General features: G+C 66.3%; 16 protein-coding genes. 2 read left to right on the top strand and 14 right to left on the bottom strand.

What is annotated here, in order from left to right:
• Nucleotides 1-21 precede the first annotated feature (21 nt).
• From iolD to QRM96_RS03930, 4 genes are all read right to left on the bottom strand, one after another.
• On the bottom strand, nucleotides 22-1,971 hold the full coding sequence (gene iolD / locus QRM96_RS03945; protein WP_502934875.1) for a 3D-(3,5/4)-trihydroxycyclohexane-1,2-dione acylhydrolase (decyclizing): 1,950 nt from the start codon (nucleotides 1,969-1,971) through the stop codon (nucleotides 22-24).
• Between the two features lie 29 nt (nucleotides 1,972-2,000).
• Nucleotides 2,001-2,921, bottom strand: a complete 921-nt coding sequence (locus QRM96_RS03940; protein WP_166651750.1) for a Cgl0159 family (beta/alpha)8-fold protein — start codon at nucleotides 2,919-2,921, stop codon at nucleotides 2,001-2,003.
• Between the two features lie 11 nt (nucleotides 2,922-2,932).
• Nucleotides 2,933-3,952, bottom strand: a complete 1,020-nt coding sequence (gene iolC / locus QRM96_RS03935; RefSeq protein ID WP_285318458.1) for a 5-dehydro-2-deoxygluconokinase — start codon at nucleotides 3,950-3,952, stop codon at nucleotides 2,933-2,935.
• A gap of 186 nt (nucleotides 3,953-4,138) precedes the next feature.
• Entirely contained in the window at nucleotides 4,139-4,543 is a 405-nt protein-coding gene (locus QRM96_RS03930) for a tautomerase family protein (protein WP_285318456.1), read from the bottom strand.
• A 142-nt stretch (nucleotides 4,544-4,685) separates the two neighbouring features.
• Here QRM96_RS03930 and QRM96_RS03925 point away from each other — a divergent pair, with 142 nt between their 5' ends.
• Together QRM96_RS03925 and QRM96_RS03920 are read left to right on the top strand one after the other, a co-directional pair.
• Complete coding sequence (locus QRM96_RS03925) at nucleotides 4,686-5,066, top strand: ArsR/SmtB family transcription factor (protein ID WP_285318568.1); 381 nt, start codon at nucleotides 4,686-4,688, stop codon at nucleotides 5,064-5,066.
• Complete coding sequence (locus QRM96_RS03920) at nucleotides 5,063-5,551, top strand: SRPBCC family protein (RefSeq protein WP_018762188.1); 489 nt, start codon at nucleotides 5,063-5,065, stop codon at nucleotides 5,549-5,551. Before QRM96_RS03925 ends, QRM96_RS03920 begins: the two co-directional genes overlap by 4 nt.
• Here the strand turns inward: QRM96_RS03920 and QRM96_RS03915 are convergent.
• The 10 genes from QRM96_RS03915 to QRM96_RS03870 all read right to left on the bottom strand — a co-directional run bounded on the left by QRM96_RS03915 (nucleotide 5,503) and on the right by QRM96_RS03870 (nucleotide 15,885).
• On the bottom strand, nucleotides 5,503-6,327 hold the full coding sequence (locus QRM96_RS03915; RefSeq protein ID WP_285318455.1) for a triose-phosphate isomerase family protein: 825 nt from the start codon (nucleotides 6,325-6,327) through the stop codon (nucleotides 5,503-5,505). The two genes, QRM96_RS03920 and QRM96_RS03915, sit on opposite strands and share 49 nt — an antisense overlap.
• 29 nt (nucleotides 6,328-6,356) lie before the next feature.
• Nucleotides 6,357-7,703, bottom strand: coding sequence for an MFS transporter (locus QRM96_RS03910; RefSeq protein WP_285318454.1), 1,347 nt, complete (start codon nucleotides 7,701-7,703; stop codon nucleotides 6,357-6,359).
• An 81-nt stretch (nucleotides 7,704-7,784) separates the two neighbouring features.
• The gene (locus tag QRM96_RS03905; RefSeq protein ID WP_018762185.1) at nucleotides 7,785-8,552 is read right to left on the bottom strand and encodes an SDR family NAD(P)-dependent oxidoreductase; all 768 of its coding nucleotides are present in this window, start codon (nucleotides 8,550-8,552) and stop codon (nucleotides 7,785-7,787) included.
• Between the two features lie 28 nt (nucleotides 8,553-8,580).
• Nucleotides 8,581-9,534, bottom strand: coding sequence for a 3-hydroxyacyl-CoA dehydrogenase family protein (locus QRM96_RS03900; RefSeq protein ID WP_175317639.1), 954 nt, complete (start codon nucleotides 9,532-9,534; stop codon nucleotides 8,581-8,583).
• Nucleotides 9,531-10,025 (bottom strand): ribose-5-phosphate isomerase, encoded by a 495-nt coding sequence (locus QRM96_RS03895; RefSeq protein WP_018762183.1) that lies wholly within the window; start codon nucleotides 10,023-10,025, stop codon nucleotides 9,531-9,533. Before QRM96_RS03895 ends, QRM96_RS03900 begins: the two co-directional genes overlap by 4 nt.
• 12 nt (nucleotides 10,026-10,037) lie before the next feature.
• Nucleotides 10,038-11,759: a dihydroxyacetone kinase family protein gene (locus QRM96_RS03890; RefSeq protein WP_109863840.1), complete on the bottom strand. Its 1,722-nt coding sequence runs from the start codon at nucleotides 11,757-11,759 to the stop codon at nucleotides 10,038-10,040.
• A gap of 42 nt (nucleotides 11,760-11,801) precedes the next feature.
• Nucleotides 11,802-12,800, bottom strand: coding sequence for a sugar phosphate isomerase/epimerase family protein (locus tag QRM96_RS03885; RefSeq protein ID WP_109863841.1), 999 nt, complete (start codon nucleotides 12,798-12,800; stop codon nucleotides 11,802-11,804).
• A gap of 141 nt (nucleotides 12,801-12,941) precedes the next feature.
• Nucleotides 12,942-13,631 (bottom strand): GntR family transcriptional regulator, encoded by a 690-nt coding sequence (locus tag QRM96_RS03880; RefSeq protein ID WP_109863842.1) that lies wholly within the window; start codon nucleotides 13,629-13,631, stop codon nucleotides 12,942-12,944.
• A gap of 118 nt (nucleotides 13,632-13,749) precedes the next feature.
• A complete protein-coding gene (locus QRM96_RS03875) occupies nucleotides 13,750-14,526 on the bottom strand; it encodes an SDR family NAD(P)-dependent oxidoreductase (RefSeq protein WP_285318451.1) in 777 nt (258 codons plus the stop codon).
• Nucleotides 14,527-14,535: 9 nt separating this feature from the next.
• Nucleotides 14,536-15,885: an MFS transporter gene (locus QRM96_RS03870; RefSeq protein ID WP_285318450.1), complete on the bottom strand. Its 1,350-nt coding sequence runs from the start codon at nucleotides 15,883-15,885 to the stop codon at nucleotides 14,536-14,538.
• Between the last annotated feature and the right edge of the window lie 119 nt (nucleotides 15,886-16,004).

Genomic DNA, 16,004 nt, shown 5'->3' with positions numbered 1-16,004 from the left:
CCTTGAGTAGGGGAAAGTGGGTCAGCCGAGCAGTTTGCGCTGGCGTGACTTGTGGTCGGCGTAGGCCCCGTAGGCCTGCGTGGTGGAGTCCAGTTCGGAAACCTGCGCGACCGGAACGTCCCACCAGGACTCGGAGGATGGTGCGTCCAGGAGCGGATCGGACTCGACATGGATCAGGATGGGCCCGCTGCCCTCGGGGGCGGCTTTGGCATCGCGGATGGCCTGCTCCAGTTCGGCGATCACCTTCTCCCCGGGTTCGATCCGGATGACCTTCACGCCCAGGGATTCGGCGTTCAGTGCAAGGTCCACCGGCAGGGTCTCGCCGGTGTCGAAGCTGTGCTGCTCCTCGTCCAGGGCCCGGTAGCGGGTGCCGAAGCGCTGCGAGCCCAGGGATTCGGACAGGGAGCCGATGGAGGCGTATCCATGGTTCTGGATCAGGACCACGATCAGTTTGATGCGTTCGGCGACCGCGGTGACCAGTTCGGTGTGCATCATCAGGTAGGAGCCATCGCCCACCATGACGACGACGTCCCGTACGTCCGCGCGGTCCCCGCCTGCCGCCGTCGCACGCGCCGCTTCGGCGAGCACTGCCCGCTTGACCCCGAGGCCGCCGGGAATTTCGTAGCCCATGCAGGAGTAGGCGTATTCGACGTGGTAGCCGAACGGGTCGCGGACGCGCCACATCTTGTGCAGATCGCCGGGCAGCGACCCTGCAGCGCAGATCACCACATCCGCCGCCTCCATGGCCCGGTTGGTGGCGCCGATGATTTCGTTCTGCGCCGGCAGCGGGGTGTACCGGGTGTCGAACGCCTGATCCACGGTGGCGTCCCAACGCTTCTTCTCCGCCGCGACCTTTTCCGCCAGGTCTGCGCCGGTACGGTAGCCGCCCAGGGCCGCGTTCAGCTTCACCAGCGCCTTGCGGGCGTCCGCGACGATCGGAAGGCTGGTGCCGTGCTTGTAGGCATCGAGCGGGGCGACGTTAATGTTGATGAACTTCACGTCGGGATTCTGGAACGCGGTCCGTGACGCGGTGGTGAAGTCCTCGTAGCGCGTGCCGATGCCAATGATCAGGTCCGCTTCTGCGGCAATGGCGTTCGCCGCGGTGGTGCCGGTGGAGCCGATCGCTCCGAGGGAGTGCTTGTGGTCCCACGGCAAGACGCCGACGCCGGCCTGCGTGTTGCCCACCGGGATCCCGGTCAGCTCGGCGAATTTTGCCAGTTCGTCGTTGGCGTACGCGTAGAGGACGCCGCCGCCGGCGATGACCAGCGGGCGCTTGGCGGCACGGATCGCCGCCGCGGCGCGGGCGATGTCGTCGTCCTCGGCCTCGGGGCGGCGGATCCGCCATTCCCGCTCGGCCAGGAATTCCTCCGGGACGTCGAGCGCCTCGGCCTGGACATCCTGCGGCAGCGAAATAGTCACCGCCCCGGTTTCGGCCGGGTCGGTCAGGACCCGCAGCCCGTGGTGGAACGCGGAGAACAGCTGCTCCGGCCGGGAGACCCGGTCGAAGAACTTGGACAGCGGCCGGAACGCGTCGTTGACCGAGAGGTCATAGGCGTACGGCTGTTCGAGCTGCTGCAGCACCGGATCCGCGACCCTGGTGGCGAACGTGTCAGACGGCAGCAGCAGGACCGGCAAACGGTTGGTGGTGGCCAAGGCGGCGCCGGTCAGCAGGTTCGAGGACCCCGGGCCAATCGAGGTGCTGATGGCGAACGTCTGGCGGCGGCGGGTGTGCCGGGCGTAGCCGACGGCCTGGTGGACCTGGGCCTGCTCGTTCCGGCCCTGGTGGTAGGGCATCAGGGACGGGTCCTGCTGCTGGTATTGCTTCAGCGCCTGGCCAACGCCGGCAACGTTGCCGTGGCCGAAGATACCGAAGGTGCCCGGAATGAGCCGCTCCCGGTAGTCCACGCCGCCAACGTTGTCAACGGTGTACTGCTTGGACAGGTATTCGACGACGGCCTGGGCCACCGTCATCCTGCGTGTTCCTGTGGTGCCCATGGGGACTACTCCGATGCTTCCGTGGTGTGGTGCAGCAGCGAGGCGGCGGTGGCGACGGCGCCGGCGACGTCCCCGTCTGCGGGATAGAGAAGGGTGCGGCCCACCGTGAGGCCTTGGACGCCGGGAAGCGCCAGCGCTGCTTCCCAGGTGGCGAAGACCTCATCCTGGGTGCCGTCCGGGTCACCGCCCAGGAGTACCGTGGGCATGGTGGTGGCCGCCATGACGCGTTCCATCTCCGCCACCACCGGCAGCTTCATCCAGGTGTAGGCGCTGGTTGAACCCAGGCCTTCGGCGATCGCAATGGACTTGATCACCGCATTGGTGGACAGGTCGTTGCGGACGCGGCCGTTTTCGCGGACCGAGAGGAAGGGCTCCACCATGGCGATCAGTTTCCGTTCGGCCAGCGAATCGATCGCGTGGGCGGTCGCCTCCAGGGTGGCGACCGTATCCGGGTCGCCCAGGCAGATCCGGGTCAGCATCTTCCCGCCGTCGGCACCAAGGGCCTCCAGCGCCGCGGCCGTGTGGCCGGTGAACCGGTCATCGATCTCGTTGACCAGCCCGGCCAGGCCGCCACGGTTCATCGAGCCGAACACGAGCTTCCCGTCCAGGGCACCCAGCAGCAGGAGGTCGTCCATGATGTCCGGGGAGGCCAGGACACCGTCGACGGCGGGGTTGGCCAACGCGATCTGGAGCCGATCCAGGAGTTGGCGGCGGTCTGCCATGGCCACCGGATCCGCACCGACGGCAAGGGCGCCGCGGGCCGGGTGGTCGGCCGCGACGATGAAGTTCTGTCGTCCGGACTTCAGGCCCGGGTGGCGGCGGCGGGACTTCGCGGCGCGGGCCACAGCCTCCGGGTCCTCAAGGCGGATGGTGCTCAGGTGCTCATAGCGGCGCGGATCATCATCCAGGGTGCGGTTGGAAGCCATCGGGGTGAGGGTCACAGTGCTGCTCCTTCGGTGGCAAGCTGCGCGGCGGCACCGTCGCCGGGGACCGGCCGGCCGCGTTCGGCCAGCAGCGAAGTGACCTCCTCCGGCGTCGGCATGGCATCTGCGCAGGAGAGCCGGGAGGCGACGATCGCACCTGCGGCGTTGGCGTAGTCCAGGACCTGGGCCAACGGCCAGCCGGAGAGGAGCCCATGGCAAAACGCGCCGCCAAACGAGTCGCCGGCACCCAGGCCGTTCAGCGTCTCCACCGGAACGGGAGCGGACACCACCCGCTCGGTGCGGGTCTTCGCCATCACGCCTTCGGCGCCGAGCTTGACGACGGCGATCTCCACGCCCGCAGCCAGCAGGCGGTCCGCCTGCTCATCAGGAGTCCCCTCCCCCACGGCGACGGCGCACTCCTTGTCGTTGCCGATAGCGACCGTGACATACGGCAGGACTTTGGCGACCTCGGCCCGTGCCTCTTCCTCGGATGGCCAGAACATGGGCCGGTAATCCAGGTCAAGGATGGTGAACTGACCTTCAGCCAAGCGGGTGCGGGGGCGCGCCTCGTGGGCTGCGATGTGCGCTGACCGGGAGGGCTCCTGGCACAGGCCCGTCACGGTGGACCAGAAGATCCCTGCCTGGCGGATGGCGTCCAGGTCCAGCTCTTCAGCATTGATCTGCAGGTCCGGCGCGGTAGGGAACCGGCCGTAGAAATACAGCGGGAACTCATCGGTTGCCGGCTTGATCGCGCAGAAGGTTACCGCCGTGGGCAAGTCCTTCACCGGGGTCACGAAGGTGTCATCGACGTTGAACTTGCGCAGCTCGCGGTGCAGGTAAACACCGAACGGGTCATCCCCGGTACGGGTAATGACGGCAGTGCGGCGGCCATGGCGGGCGGCGGCAACAGCAACGTTGGACGGTGAACCACCCAAGTACTTGCCGAAGGAATTAACGTCCTCCAAGCCAACCCCGATGTCGTTCGGGTAGATATCAACGCTGATGCGCCCGATCGTAAGAAGCTCGTGGGTCACGGTGATCGCGGACCTTTCTGGTGTGGAACCCGGGCCCTTTGAGGGGCAGGAGTTCCGGGACTGGCAGGCCGTGGCGTGGGCCACAGGCACTACTTTGCCGTAGATCGAATGTCCTGTCAAAAGTTTGTTCTGACATACTTACAACCACCAGCAGACCCGGTACCCGCGACCGGTAGAGGCCGGCAGTCAGTGTTTGGGGACCGCCAGCTCGCCGGTAGCGTACTGCGCGCGGCCGAAACCGAACGACCAGTCACCGGCGCCATTTTCCACATAGCCGATGAAGACATCCTCGCCGGCGACCCCCAGTCCGGCGAGCTTTTCCGCCACGGCCGCGAAAAGCCCCTGCTTGGCCTCCTGCGACCGGCCCGCCTGGGTGAAGATCTGGATCATCACCACACCCCCGGTGCGCTCGAATCCGAGGCCCGCATCCTGGGCAATGATCCGGCCCTGGGGGTGTTCCGTCAGGATGTGGAAGTAGTCCCGCTCCGGAATGCCATACTCGGCCAGGATTGCTTCATGGATCCCTCGGCTCAGCGCCTGCAATTCTTCGGCGGTGCGGCCTTCGTTGACGTCAATGCGGACCAGCGGCATGCTCATTCTCCTTCGTTTGCTTTGTCCTGACATACTAACAAGTGATGCAACAAGGGAACAAACCCTTGCGGGGAACCCGCGATGGTGCCTACAATTAATCAACCGCAAGGTTGATAAACAAAAAAGTTGATTAAAGGAAATGATGTTGATCTCCGATGACGCGGCCCTGGACGTGGCCTTCATGGCCCTGGCAGATCCCGTGCGGAGGCGCCTCATCGCCCGGCTCAGCAGGGGCCCGGCAACAGTGAACGAATTGGCGGAACCGTTCGAGATCTCCAAGCAGGCGGTCTCGAAACACATCCAGGTACTCGAGCAGGCGGAACTGGTGACCCGGACCAGGGACGCACAGCGCCGGCCCGTGCACCTGAACCCGGCCCGGCTTGAGGCGCTGACCGCATGGATTGACCAATACCGGTTGATCCGCGAAGGCCAGTTCCGGAGCCTCGACGCCGTTCTTCGAACAAGCACTGCCCACAGCGGCGGCCACCACAGTGTCGACCAATCCACCCAGGAGTCAAGATGAGCAATTCCCTGAAACTCAGCGTTCCCGAGGGCGTCCCCTTCATCGATTACGAGCGCGAGTTCGATTTTCCGGTCGCGGACGTGTTCCGCGCCCACAAAGAACCGGACCTCATTGTCCAGTGGCTGGGCCCGCGGGGCATGAAGATGGACATTGACCACTACGACTTCCGCACCGGCGGCAGCTACAGCTACCTGCACACCGGACGCGACGGTGTCGCCTACGAGTTCAAGGGCATTTTCCACACGGTCCGCGAGAACGAATTCGCCATCCAGACCTTCGAGTTCGGCGGATATCCGGATGTGGTCAGCCTGGAGTTCATGACGTTCGAGGACCTCGGCAACGGAAGGACCCGACTGCGGGGACATTCCGTCTACCCCAGCCAGGAAGCGCGCGACGGCATGGCCCAGTCCGGCATGGAGGGCGGCCTGTCCGAGGGTTACGAGCGGCTGGAAGAATTGCTGGCCGGGGCAACGGCTCCCGCCTGACGCAAAAGCACCGCCTCATCCAGGACGCGGCCCAGGTTCGCGGGGTCGTGGGCGAACCGGCCCAGGAAGAGTCCGTCCGCGGCTCCCAGCTGCGGCAACAGTCCAGGGCCGGCACTGCCGCCGTACATCACGGGGCAGCCCGGGCCCAGGGCCTCCCGGATGAGCCCGAGGACGGCGTTGACGTGGTGCGGGGCGGCGGGCTCGTCGGCGCCGATGGCCCAAACAGGTTCGTAGGCTAGGACCAGGCGGGGCAGCAGGTCCGTGTCGCCGCCCGTCGCGGCCCGGACCTGCCGCACGCAGAAGTCCACGGCAGCACCGGCGTCGAGCCTGTCCGGTTCCCCGATGCACAGCAGCGGGGTGAGGGAATGGCCGACGACGGCACGCACCTTGCGGGCCACGACGGCGTCGTCCTCGGCGAACAGCCGGCGGCGTTCTGCGTGGCCGATCTCGACAAGTGAGACGCCGAGCTCGGCCAGCATGCCGGGGCTGACTTCACCGGTCAGCGGCCCGTCGCCCCAGGCGCAGTTCTGCGCTCCAAGGAGTACCGGCGACCCCGCCAGGATCCGCGCGGCGGGCTCCAGGACCGGGAAAGATGGAATGACGAAGACCCGGACCGGGGACTCCGCGGCGGAATCCGTGCCCAGCCCGGGCCTGTCATCCACGATGGAACGCACCTCCGACAGCCAGCGCAGGCTTTCCTGGTAGCCCAGGTACATCTTGGTGCTGACACCGATGTAGAGGGGGCCGTTGCCTGTGCTGCTGCCGGAGGTGCTCATGGTTTCCTTGCGTGGATGGTGTGGTGCGCTCAGTCGAGCAGGTCGTCGGCCTTGTTCTTGAACCGTCTCGTGGCGAACATCATTGCGGCCGCCACAAACGGCAGGACGCCCAGGGCATAGACGCCCATGGAGCCCGTTGGCGACTGGGTGGCCTCATTGACTGCGGTCCGCAGGATGGGTGCCACGAAGCCGCCCAGGTTGCCGAGGGAGTTGATCAACCCGATGCCTGCCGCGGCAGCAGACCCGGCGAGGAACGCGGCGGGGTACGACCACACCACGGGGCCAACGGCAAGGAAGCTGCAGACTGCCAGGGTAATGAAGACCATGCCCAGGACCGGCTGGTGGTTGGTCCCCGCCCAGGCTGAGCCGAAGATGCACAGTCCGGTGGAGATGAACAGGATGGTGCCGAACTTCCGCCGCTTCGCCACCGTGTCCGCGGCCTTGCCGATGAAGTAGCAGGAGAAGATGCCGAAGAACCATGGCACGGCGATCAGCAGGCCGACGGCGAGTCCCACCTTCTGCCCGGTGAGGGAGGACACCTGCTGCGGCAGGAAGAAGGTCACACCATAGACCGCGACCTGCAGGCAGAAATAGATCACGGTGAAGTACCAGATGCGGCCGTTGCGCAGGGCGGCGAGGATGCCGCGGGGGCCATGCTCGTCCTTGATGGTGTCCTCCAGGGCCATGACTTCCTTCAGCGCATACTTTTCTTCGCTGCTGAGGAACTTGGCTTTCTCCGGACCATTGATCAGGAAAAAGAACGCCGCGATGCCGGCCAGGACGGCCAGCATGCCTTCGACGAAGAACATGACCTGCCAGCCGCGCAGTCCGGGGACCTGGTCGCCGATGTTGATGAGCCAGCCTGAGAGCGGGTTGCCGATCATCTGGGAGAAGGGCTGGGCCAGGTAGAAGATGGCGAACATCTGCACGCGGACCTTGTTCGGGAACCATTCGGCCAGGTACATGATCACGCCGGGAAACAGGCCCGCCTCGGTGACGCCGAGGAGGAAGCGCAGGATCACGAACGAGGTTTCGCCCTGGACGAAGGCGAAGCATGCCGAGACGATGCCCCAGGTGATGGCGATGCGTGCCAGCCAGACCTTGGCACCGACCTTCTTGAGCAGCAGGTTGCTGGGAATCTCGAAGATCGCGTAGCCGATGAAGAAGATGCCGGCGCCCAGGGCAAAGGCTGCGGCGGACACCCCCTTGTCCGCGCCCAGCGCGGCCTCGGCGAAACCGACGTTGGTTCTGTCCAGGAATGAGACGACGTAGAGGATGACCAGCATCGGCATGAGCCGGCGCGCCGCCTTCAAGATTGCCGATTTCAGGACCGGCCGGGCCAGGAGTTCCTTTGATGTTGCGGTGGTTTCAGACACAGCACTCTCCTTCGAGTGGGTGGCGGTGATGGGCCTGCGGGCCGGCGGCCCGCAGGGCTTGGTGGTGGCGGCACGGTGCCGTCAGTGCATGTACAGGCCGCCGTCCACGTTCAGCGTCTGGCCGGAGATGTACCCGGCGTCCTCACCGATCAGGAAGGAGATGGCTGCCGCAACATCCCGTGTGGTGCCTACCCGGTTCACCACGAGGTCCCTGACCAGTTCATCCTTGCGTTCCTCGCTGAGGGTGCCGCCCATGATGTCGGTGTCGATCGGACCGGGCGAAATCGCGTTGACCGTGATGTCGTACTCACCCAGTTCGCGGGCGGTGGCGCGGGTAAGACCGATCACGCCGGCCTTCGCTACGGAGTACGGGGTCTTGCTGAACGTGCCGCCGCCGCGCTGGGCGGAGACCGAGGAGATATTCACGATCCGGCCCAGCCGGTTCTTCACCATCGATTCGGCGGCCCGGCGGGTCGCGTAGTGCACGCCGTTCATGTTGATGTTGAGCACCCGATCCCATTCGCCGGCGTCGAGCTCGAGGTAGGGGACCGGGGAGCTGACGCCCGCGATGTTCGCCAGCGCAACCAGCTGCGGAAGCTCGGCCTCGATCTCGTCGATGGCGGCGCGGACCGAGGCTTCGTCGCCGATGTTGGCGCCGGCGCCGTGGGCCTTGACACCGTGCTTTTCGGCCAGTTCCTTGGCCAGGCTCTTGCTGGCGGCGTCGTCAAGGTCGATCACGCCGATGTTCCAGCCGCGTTCGGCGAGGTAGACGGCCGTGGCGCGGCCGATGCCGCGTTCAGAGACTGCGCCGGTAACAATCACGGTGCGGTCTGCGGGGAAAACTGTCATGGAATGTTCCTTCTGGTTCAGGGAGGGGCTAGGACAGCGGGGCCGGGCCCAGGTCCTCGATGAGCTTCTGCATGGCGACGTAGGCCTTGTTCCGGTAGGCAACCAAAGCTGCGGTGCGCTCAGCCGGGACGTCGAGGAAGCCGGAGCCGGTCTTGGTGCCCAGCTGGCCGGCGTCGACCTTTTCCTGCAGGATCTGCGGGGTGGCGAACCGCTCCGGGAAGCCGGTCTGCAGCGACTTGTAGCAGAACGCGTAGACGTCCAGGCCGGCCATGTCTGCGATGGCGAAGGGACCGAAGAACGGCAGCCGGAAGCCGAAGGTGGTACGGACCAGCGTGTCCACGTCCTCGGCCGTGGCGATGCCTTCCTCCACCACCTGGGCGGCTTCGTGGAAGAGGGCGTACTGGAGCCGGTTCAGCACGAAGCCGGTGACATCCTTGACGGTAGCCGTTTCCTTGCCGGTCTCCCCCACGATGGTGCGGGCGGCCTGCACGGTCGCCTCGGAGGTCCCCTCGTGCGGAATGACTTCCACGCCGGGGATGAACGGTGCCGGGTTGGAGAAGTGGACGCCCAGGAAGCGCTCCGGGTTCTCCACCACTTCGGCCAGCTTGGCAATGGAAATAGTGGAGGTGTTGGAGCCAATGATGGCGTCCGGGCGCGCGGCGGCGCTGATCCGGCCCAGGGTGGCGTGCTTGATCTCGAGGACTTCCGGCACGGCCTCCTCGATGTATTCGGCGTCCGCCACCGCCTCCTCGATGTCCTTGGCTGCCCAGAGGTTTTCCTTCAGCAGGTCCGTGGCGTTGGCCGGGAAAAGACCGGCAGCCACGAATTCGTCGGATTCCTTCAGCAGGCGCTCGTAGTTGCCCTGGGCGATCTCGGCGGAGACGTCGGCGAGCGCCACGCGGGCCCCCGCAAGGGCCAGGACCTGGGCGATTCCGCCGCCCATGTAGCCGGAACCGACGACTGCGATATTACGGATGCTCATGTGGTTTCAAGTCCTTCCGACGCGCCCTCATAGGAGCAGATGGCGTCTACTTTGGCCGCGGATGCGGAGTTTTCATCGAAGCGGTAGTTGAGCCACTCGCCCACCAGCTTCTTGGCCAGTTCCAGGCCGATGACGCGCTGGCCCAGGGTCAGCACCTGCGCGTTGTTGGAGAGCACAGACCGCTCCACGGAGTAGCTGTCGTGGGCCGTCACGGCCCGGATGCCCGGTACCTTGTTGGCTGAGATGGCGACGCCCAGGCCGGTTCCGCAGATCAGGAGGGCACGGTCCGCTTCGCCGGCCGCCACCTTGCGGGCGGCGGCGACGGCCAGGTGGGGGTAGGCGGTGGTGTCGTCGGCGCCGACTCCCACATCCTCCACGGAAGCAACCCGGGGGTCAGCCTCCAGCAGTTCCCGCAGGGCGTTCTTGTATTCCACGCCTGCTTCGTCATTGCCGACGACGATGCGCCAGCCGGTTGGGGATTGCTCAGTCATAACGGTTCTCCTTCAGTGGCTTTCGATGGTGGCGGCGTAATCGGCCACCCTGCGGGCGATGAGGCCAAAGGACACAGCACCGGGGTCCGGGTGGCCCAGGCTCTTTTCGGCCAGCGGACGGGCCCTGCCCTTCTTCGGGCTGAGGCCGGCTGTCTCATCAGCGGCTTTTGCTGCCGCCTCCGCTGCCGCACTGAGGCTTGCAGCCAGGCTGCCGCCGTCGTCTATTGCCTTGGCGAAGGTTTCGGCGAACGGAAGCAGCGCATCCACCATGGTCTTGTCCCCGGCTTCCGCCTTGCCCAGGGTGACAATGGCGTCGCGGAGGGCGTTGACGGCCGCGGTCGCGTCGGCGGCCGTGTAGGCGTCCTTGCTGCCCAGCGTCCTGCCGACGGCGGTGACGGCCGCGCCCCAGAGGGCCCCGGAGGTACCGCCGGCCCGCTCGGCCCACTGCTCCCCTGCCGCCGCAAGGACTTCCTCCAGGCCGGCGCCGCCGGCGTGGGATTGCTCCGCGGCGGCTACGGCAGCGTCCACGCCGCGCCGCATGCCGATGCCGTGGTCGCCGTCCCCGGCGATGGCGTCCAGCTTTCCCAGGGCGTCTTCGTGTTCGACGACGACGGCGCGGGCCTCCTTCAGCGCGTCAACCGCGGTGGCTGCCAGGGCGGTTGAGGCCGGGGTGGCGGCCAGCGAAGTGATGGCTGCCGCCTCGGCCAGGGATTCGACGGCCCGGGCCCGGCGGGGTGCCAGGTTGCCCTTCCGGAAGGCCGGCGTGTCAGCGGGGGCGGCCCAGAACTTCTCCAGCTCGGCGTCCAGCCAGAACAGCGTGAGGGACAGGCCGGACATGTCCAGGCTGGTGACCAGCTCACCGCACTCGGGCTCGACGATCTCCAGTCCGGCCTCGGTGAGCAGGGCTTCGATCCTGCCGAACAGCAGGAAGAGTTCGTCGTACTTGACGGTCCCCAGGCCGTTGAGGATGGGTACTACCCGCTGGCTTGCGGTTTCGGGCTTGTCCTTCAGCAGGCCGTCCACCAGCAGCTTGGCCAGTTCACTGGCGGTGGGAAGCGGCTGCTCGGAGATGCCCGGTTCGCCGTGGATACCCAGCCCCACCGACATCATGCCTTCGGGAACGGTGAAGAGGGGCTCTGCTGCTCCGGGAAGGGTGCACCCCGCGAACGCCACGCCCAAGGAGCGGGTGTGGTGGTTCGCCTTGGTGGCAAGCCGCTCCACCTCGTCCAGGTCCAGTCCGGCTTCTGCCGCCGCGCCGGCAATTTTGAAGACCGTGAGGTCGCCGGCGATACCGCGGCGCTTGCCGATTTCTTCGACCGGTGCGCTGGCGATGTCGTCGGTGACCAGCACGGTCCGGGTCTGGATGCCTTCGGCGTTCAGCTTGTCCTGGGCCTGGCCGAAGTGGAGGACGTCGCCGGCATAGTTTCCGTAGCTGAGGAGGACGCCGCCGCCGGTCTGGGCTGCCTTGGCAACGCGGTAGACCTGCCCCGCGGAGGGGGAGGCAAACATGTTGCCGCAGGCGCTTCCGGCGGCGAGCCCGGCCCCCACCAGGCCGGCGAAGGCGGGGTAGTGGCCGGAGCCGCCACCGATGACCACTGCCACCTGGTTCTCGGGAGTTTCGGTGGAACGGACAACACCGCCGTCGACACGCGCCACATACTGGCGGTTGGCGGCCACGAAACCGTCGAGGGCGTCGTCTGCGAACTGCGCTGGATCGTCAAATATCTTTGTCATGATTCCTCGTTGAACCCGTTGGATCGGTTGGGAGCCGGCCGGCTAGCGTGCAGGGACTGCCGCGGGGGTTTGCCGGCCCTGCGCCACCAGGCTGGTGCCCAGGGCATAGCCGTCGCGCTTGGGCAGGACCTGGCGCCGGAGGTACTCCTGGTTGGCGGCGGTGACGCTCAGGCCGTCGCCGCCGTAGTGCTCCGTGCAGATGATGCCCTGGAAGCCGACGGAGATGGCGAACTGGAACGCCTCGCGGTAGCTGATGAGGCCTGATTCCATGGGAGCCGGCATGGCGACGTACTGGTTGCGGGCCTGGTTTTCATCGCGGATGTAGTTCTTGACGTGCCAGTAGTTGGCGTACGGCAGGGTCTTGTGCACCAGCTCCCGCCAGTCTTCGATGGGGCGGTGCAGGCGGATCAGGTTACCCAGGTCCGGGTTCAGCCCTACGTTGGGCAGGTCGATGTCCTGGACCAGCTGCACGGAGGAATCGCCGGTGCCCAGGTACGTGTCCTCGTACATCTCCAGCGACACCAGGAGGCCAAGTTCGGCGGCGTGCTTGCCCACTTCGCGGATACGGGTGACGGCGTTGTTCCAGCTTTCCTTGTCCCCCACCGGATCTTTGTGGCCCTCGACGGTCCAGAACCACAGCTGCTTCCGCTGCTCGGGGGTAATGGCCTGGTGCAGCCCGATCGAGACAACCTCGCAGCCAAGCTGTGCTGCGGCGTCGAGCGTGCGGTGGGTGTAGGCAAGGTTTTCTTCCCAGTTGCCTTCCTCGATCACGCTGCGGCGGATGGCCGAGATGGAGGGAAGTCCGAGGCCGGCGGCCGTGGCAGCGGCTTTCAGCTCGTCCAGCCGGGCGCTGGAAAGGTCGCCGGGGCGGACCCAGCTGTCGGTGAGGTCGGCATTGGTGAAACCGGCGTCGGCGACTTCTTGGAAGACCTGCTGCCAGTCTCCGGCAGGGGCGTCCTGGACGGCGGTTCCGTCCGGCCGGGTTCCGGGGAACTGCAGCAGGGCAGCGGCGATGGGCCAGTTTTCAGCGGTGTACGGCATTGTCACTCCAGATCATGAATCGCATTTCCTATAGGATCTATGCTGTTCGACGGCATTGTCAAGGGGTCTTGTGGAGGCCAATGGGCCATGAGGTGGCGACCGGGGGCCGCGGGGCCGCCAGGACAGCGCCGGGCGGTGCTGCTAGTTTCGCACTTCGCTGTCGTGTTGCGAGCGCTGCTTGACGCCTTCGATGTGGTCGATCATCTTCTGCCGGGCAAGCTCGGCGTCGCCGGCTTCAAAGGCTTTCAGGATCTCCGTGTGCTCGGCAATGGCGTAGTCGGCGTCCGTGACGCCCAGGCCCCCGAAGAAACGGAAACGCTGCACCTGGCCACCAAGGGCGTTGTACGCGGACAGCAGGAACTGGTTGTTCGCCGATTCGGCGATCATGCGGTGGAAGCGTTCGTCCGCTTCCCAATAAGCGCGGAACTCGGCGAACGATGGGCCGCGGGGCGCCGCTTTGAGGTCCTCGATGGCCTGCTGGAGCCGCCCGGTGAGTTCCTGGTCCGCGTGTTTGCAGGCCATGAAGGCATTGGCCGGTTCGATCACCAGCCGCGCGTCCATCAGGTCTGCCAGCTCTTCCGGGGAGAACAGGGGCGCCACCCGGTATCCGCGCAGGGCCATCCGCCGGACCATACCGGTGGCTTCCAGCCGCGCGAGCGCCTCACGGACCGGGGTCGGGGAAACGTCCAGTTCCCGGGCCATGCCATCAATGCTGACGGGGGTACCGGCTTCCAGCCGGCCGTCCATCAAGGCACCCAGGAGCGCCTCGTAAACGTGGTCGGCGAGGACCTGCCTGCTGACGCCGCCCGAGGCCTGGTTTTTGGTTGCCATGTAGAAATCCTATAGCCGGTGAACTGGCGGGAACGCTGCGGAGCCGGGTGTCCCCGGGCACACCCACGCCGGTGCCGTGCGGCCGCCACGCCGCACGGCACCAGTCCCGGCTGCGCGGTCAGGAGACCTGCAGGCCGCCGTTGATGTCGTAGGTGGCCGCAGTGATGTAACCGGCGTCCTCGCCCAGGAGGAAGGCGATCAGGGCACCCACTTCTTCCCTGGTTCCCACCCGGCCCATCATGATGCCATCCGACATTTGGGCTTTCCGCTCGTCGGTCAGCGTGCCGCCCATGATGTCCGTGTCGATCGGGCCCGGCGCGATCGCGTTCACGGTGATGTTGTGCTCGCCCACTTCCCGGGCCAGGGCACGGGTGAAGCCCAGGATTCCTGCTTTGGAGGCACTGTATGCCACTTTGGAGTAGGTGCCGCCGCCGCGCTGGGCGGAGATGGAGGAGATGCTGACGATCCTGCCCAGTCCGCGTTCGATCATGCCTTTGAGGACGCGCTGGGACACGATGAACGTGCCGCGCATGTTGATGGCGAAGACCTTGTCCCATTCCGCCACGGTGGTCTCCATGAAGGGGGTGGGCGAACTGATTCCGGCCAGGTTGACCAGTCCCACGATGGGCGGAAGGGCCTGCTCGATCTCCGTGATGGCCCGGTCCACGGATGCTTCGTCCGACACGTCGGCTCCCACGCCGATCGCTTTGACCGCCCGGCTGGAACCGATTTCGGCGGCTGCCGCCTGGGCGTCCTCGGCATTGATATCCAGGATCGCGATGGACCAGCCCTCGCTGGCCAGCCGGTCAGCCGTGGCTCGGCCGATGCCGCGCGCCGACGCCGCACCGGTCAGGACGGCGGTGCGTTCCGCGGGGAAGATGTGCTGTGTGGTCATGGGGGTCTCCTAGTGGGTTTCGGGGGCAGGGACGGTGGCTCCGGGGGCGGAGGCACCTTCGGGCCGCTTGCGTGCGTAGAGGTAGGTGGCGGCGGCGGTCACGGCCAGGCAGGCGGCCAGGAACACCAGGCCGGTCTGGCTGTTCCCCGTGGCGTCCTTGAGGATGCCCACGATGTAGGGGGCCACGAAGCCGCCCAGGTTGCCAAGGGAGTTGACCATGGCAAGGCCCGCTGCGGCCGCAGCGCCGGTGAGGGCGGCCGACGGCATGGCCAGGAAGGGTGCGATCGCCGAGTAGATCCCCATGGCCGCGAGCGTCAGGAAGACCATGGCCAGCACGGCATTGACCGGGAGCAGGTACCCGGCGCCCAGGAGGCCGACGGCGGCGAGCACCATGCTCATGCTGGCGTGCCACACACGGTTGCCGGTGCGGTCCGAGCGCTTGCTCCAGAAGTAGACGAACACGGCTGCGATGGCGTAGGGGATGAAGACGATGAATCCCACCTGGGTGGAGTCGAACGTACCAAGCGCCTTGACGATGGTGGGCAGCCAGAGCCCCAGGCCATAGATGCCGCAGACCAGGCCAAAGTACAGCGCCGAGTAGGCGATGGTGCGCGGGTCCTTCAGGCCGGCCAGGAAGTTGTGGTTGCCGGACTTCTGCTTGTCCGCCAGTTCCGCGGCCATGGTCGTAGAGAGCCATTCGCGCTCCTCCGGCTTGAGCCACTTGGCGTGTTCCGGGCGGTCCGTCATGACGAAGGGCGTGATGATGCCCAGGATGATGGCGGGGATGCCTTCAAGGATGTAGAGCCACTGCCAGCCGTGCAGGCCCGCGACGCCTTCCAGGTTCAGGAGCATGCCGGAGACGGGAGCACCGAGGGCGTTGGAGATGGGCTGGGCCAGGATGAAGATGCCAAGCACAGTCACGCGCTGCGCCGCGGGGAACCACAGGGTCAGGTAGAAGAGGATGGCCGGGAAGAAGCCGGCCTCTGCCGCGCCGAGCAGGAAGCGGATGATGTAGAAGGTGGCTTCGCCGTTGACCAGGAACATGGCCGTGGCGAAGATGCCCCAGCTGATCAGGATGCGGGCAATCCACTTGCGGGCGCCGTAGCGGTACATGCCGCCGTTGCTGGGGATTTCCAGCAGGGCGTAGCCCAGGAAGAAGATGCCGGCACCCAGGCCATAGGCAGCCTCGGTGAGGCCGATGTCGCCCTGCATGCCAAGCTTGGCGAAGCCGACGTTGTTCCGGTCGAGGTAGGCGATGAAGTACAGAAGGACGATCAGGGGCATCAGCCGCCGACGGACCTTGCGGAGGGTGGTCTCGCCCAGTTCGCTGAGTGCGGGGGCGGCGGTGCGGGAGCTCATCGCTGGCCTCCCGCGGTGGCGTGGGGACCTTTATGAGGGGAATGCGCGCACATAACGACTCCTTTGGCTGGCGGCATTTCGGGGGATTTTGATATCAGATGTCTGATGTCTGACTGCGA

This window comes from Pseudarthrobacter sp. lyk4-40-TYG-27 (assembly GCF_030209295.1).
In the GTDB taxonomy this organism is placed as follows: Bacteria; Actinomycetota; Actinomycetes; order Actinomycetales; family Micrococcaceae; genus Arthrobacter.
Note: the sequence above shows the minus strand (reverse complement) of the source record. Positions and strands in the feature narration are given on the sequence as shown.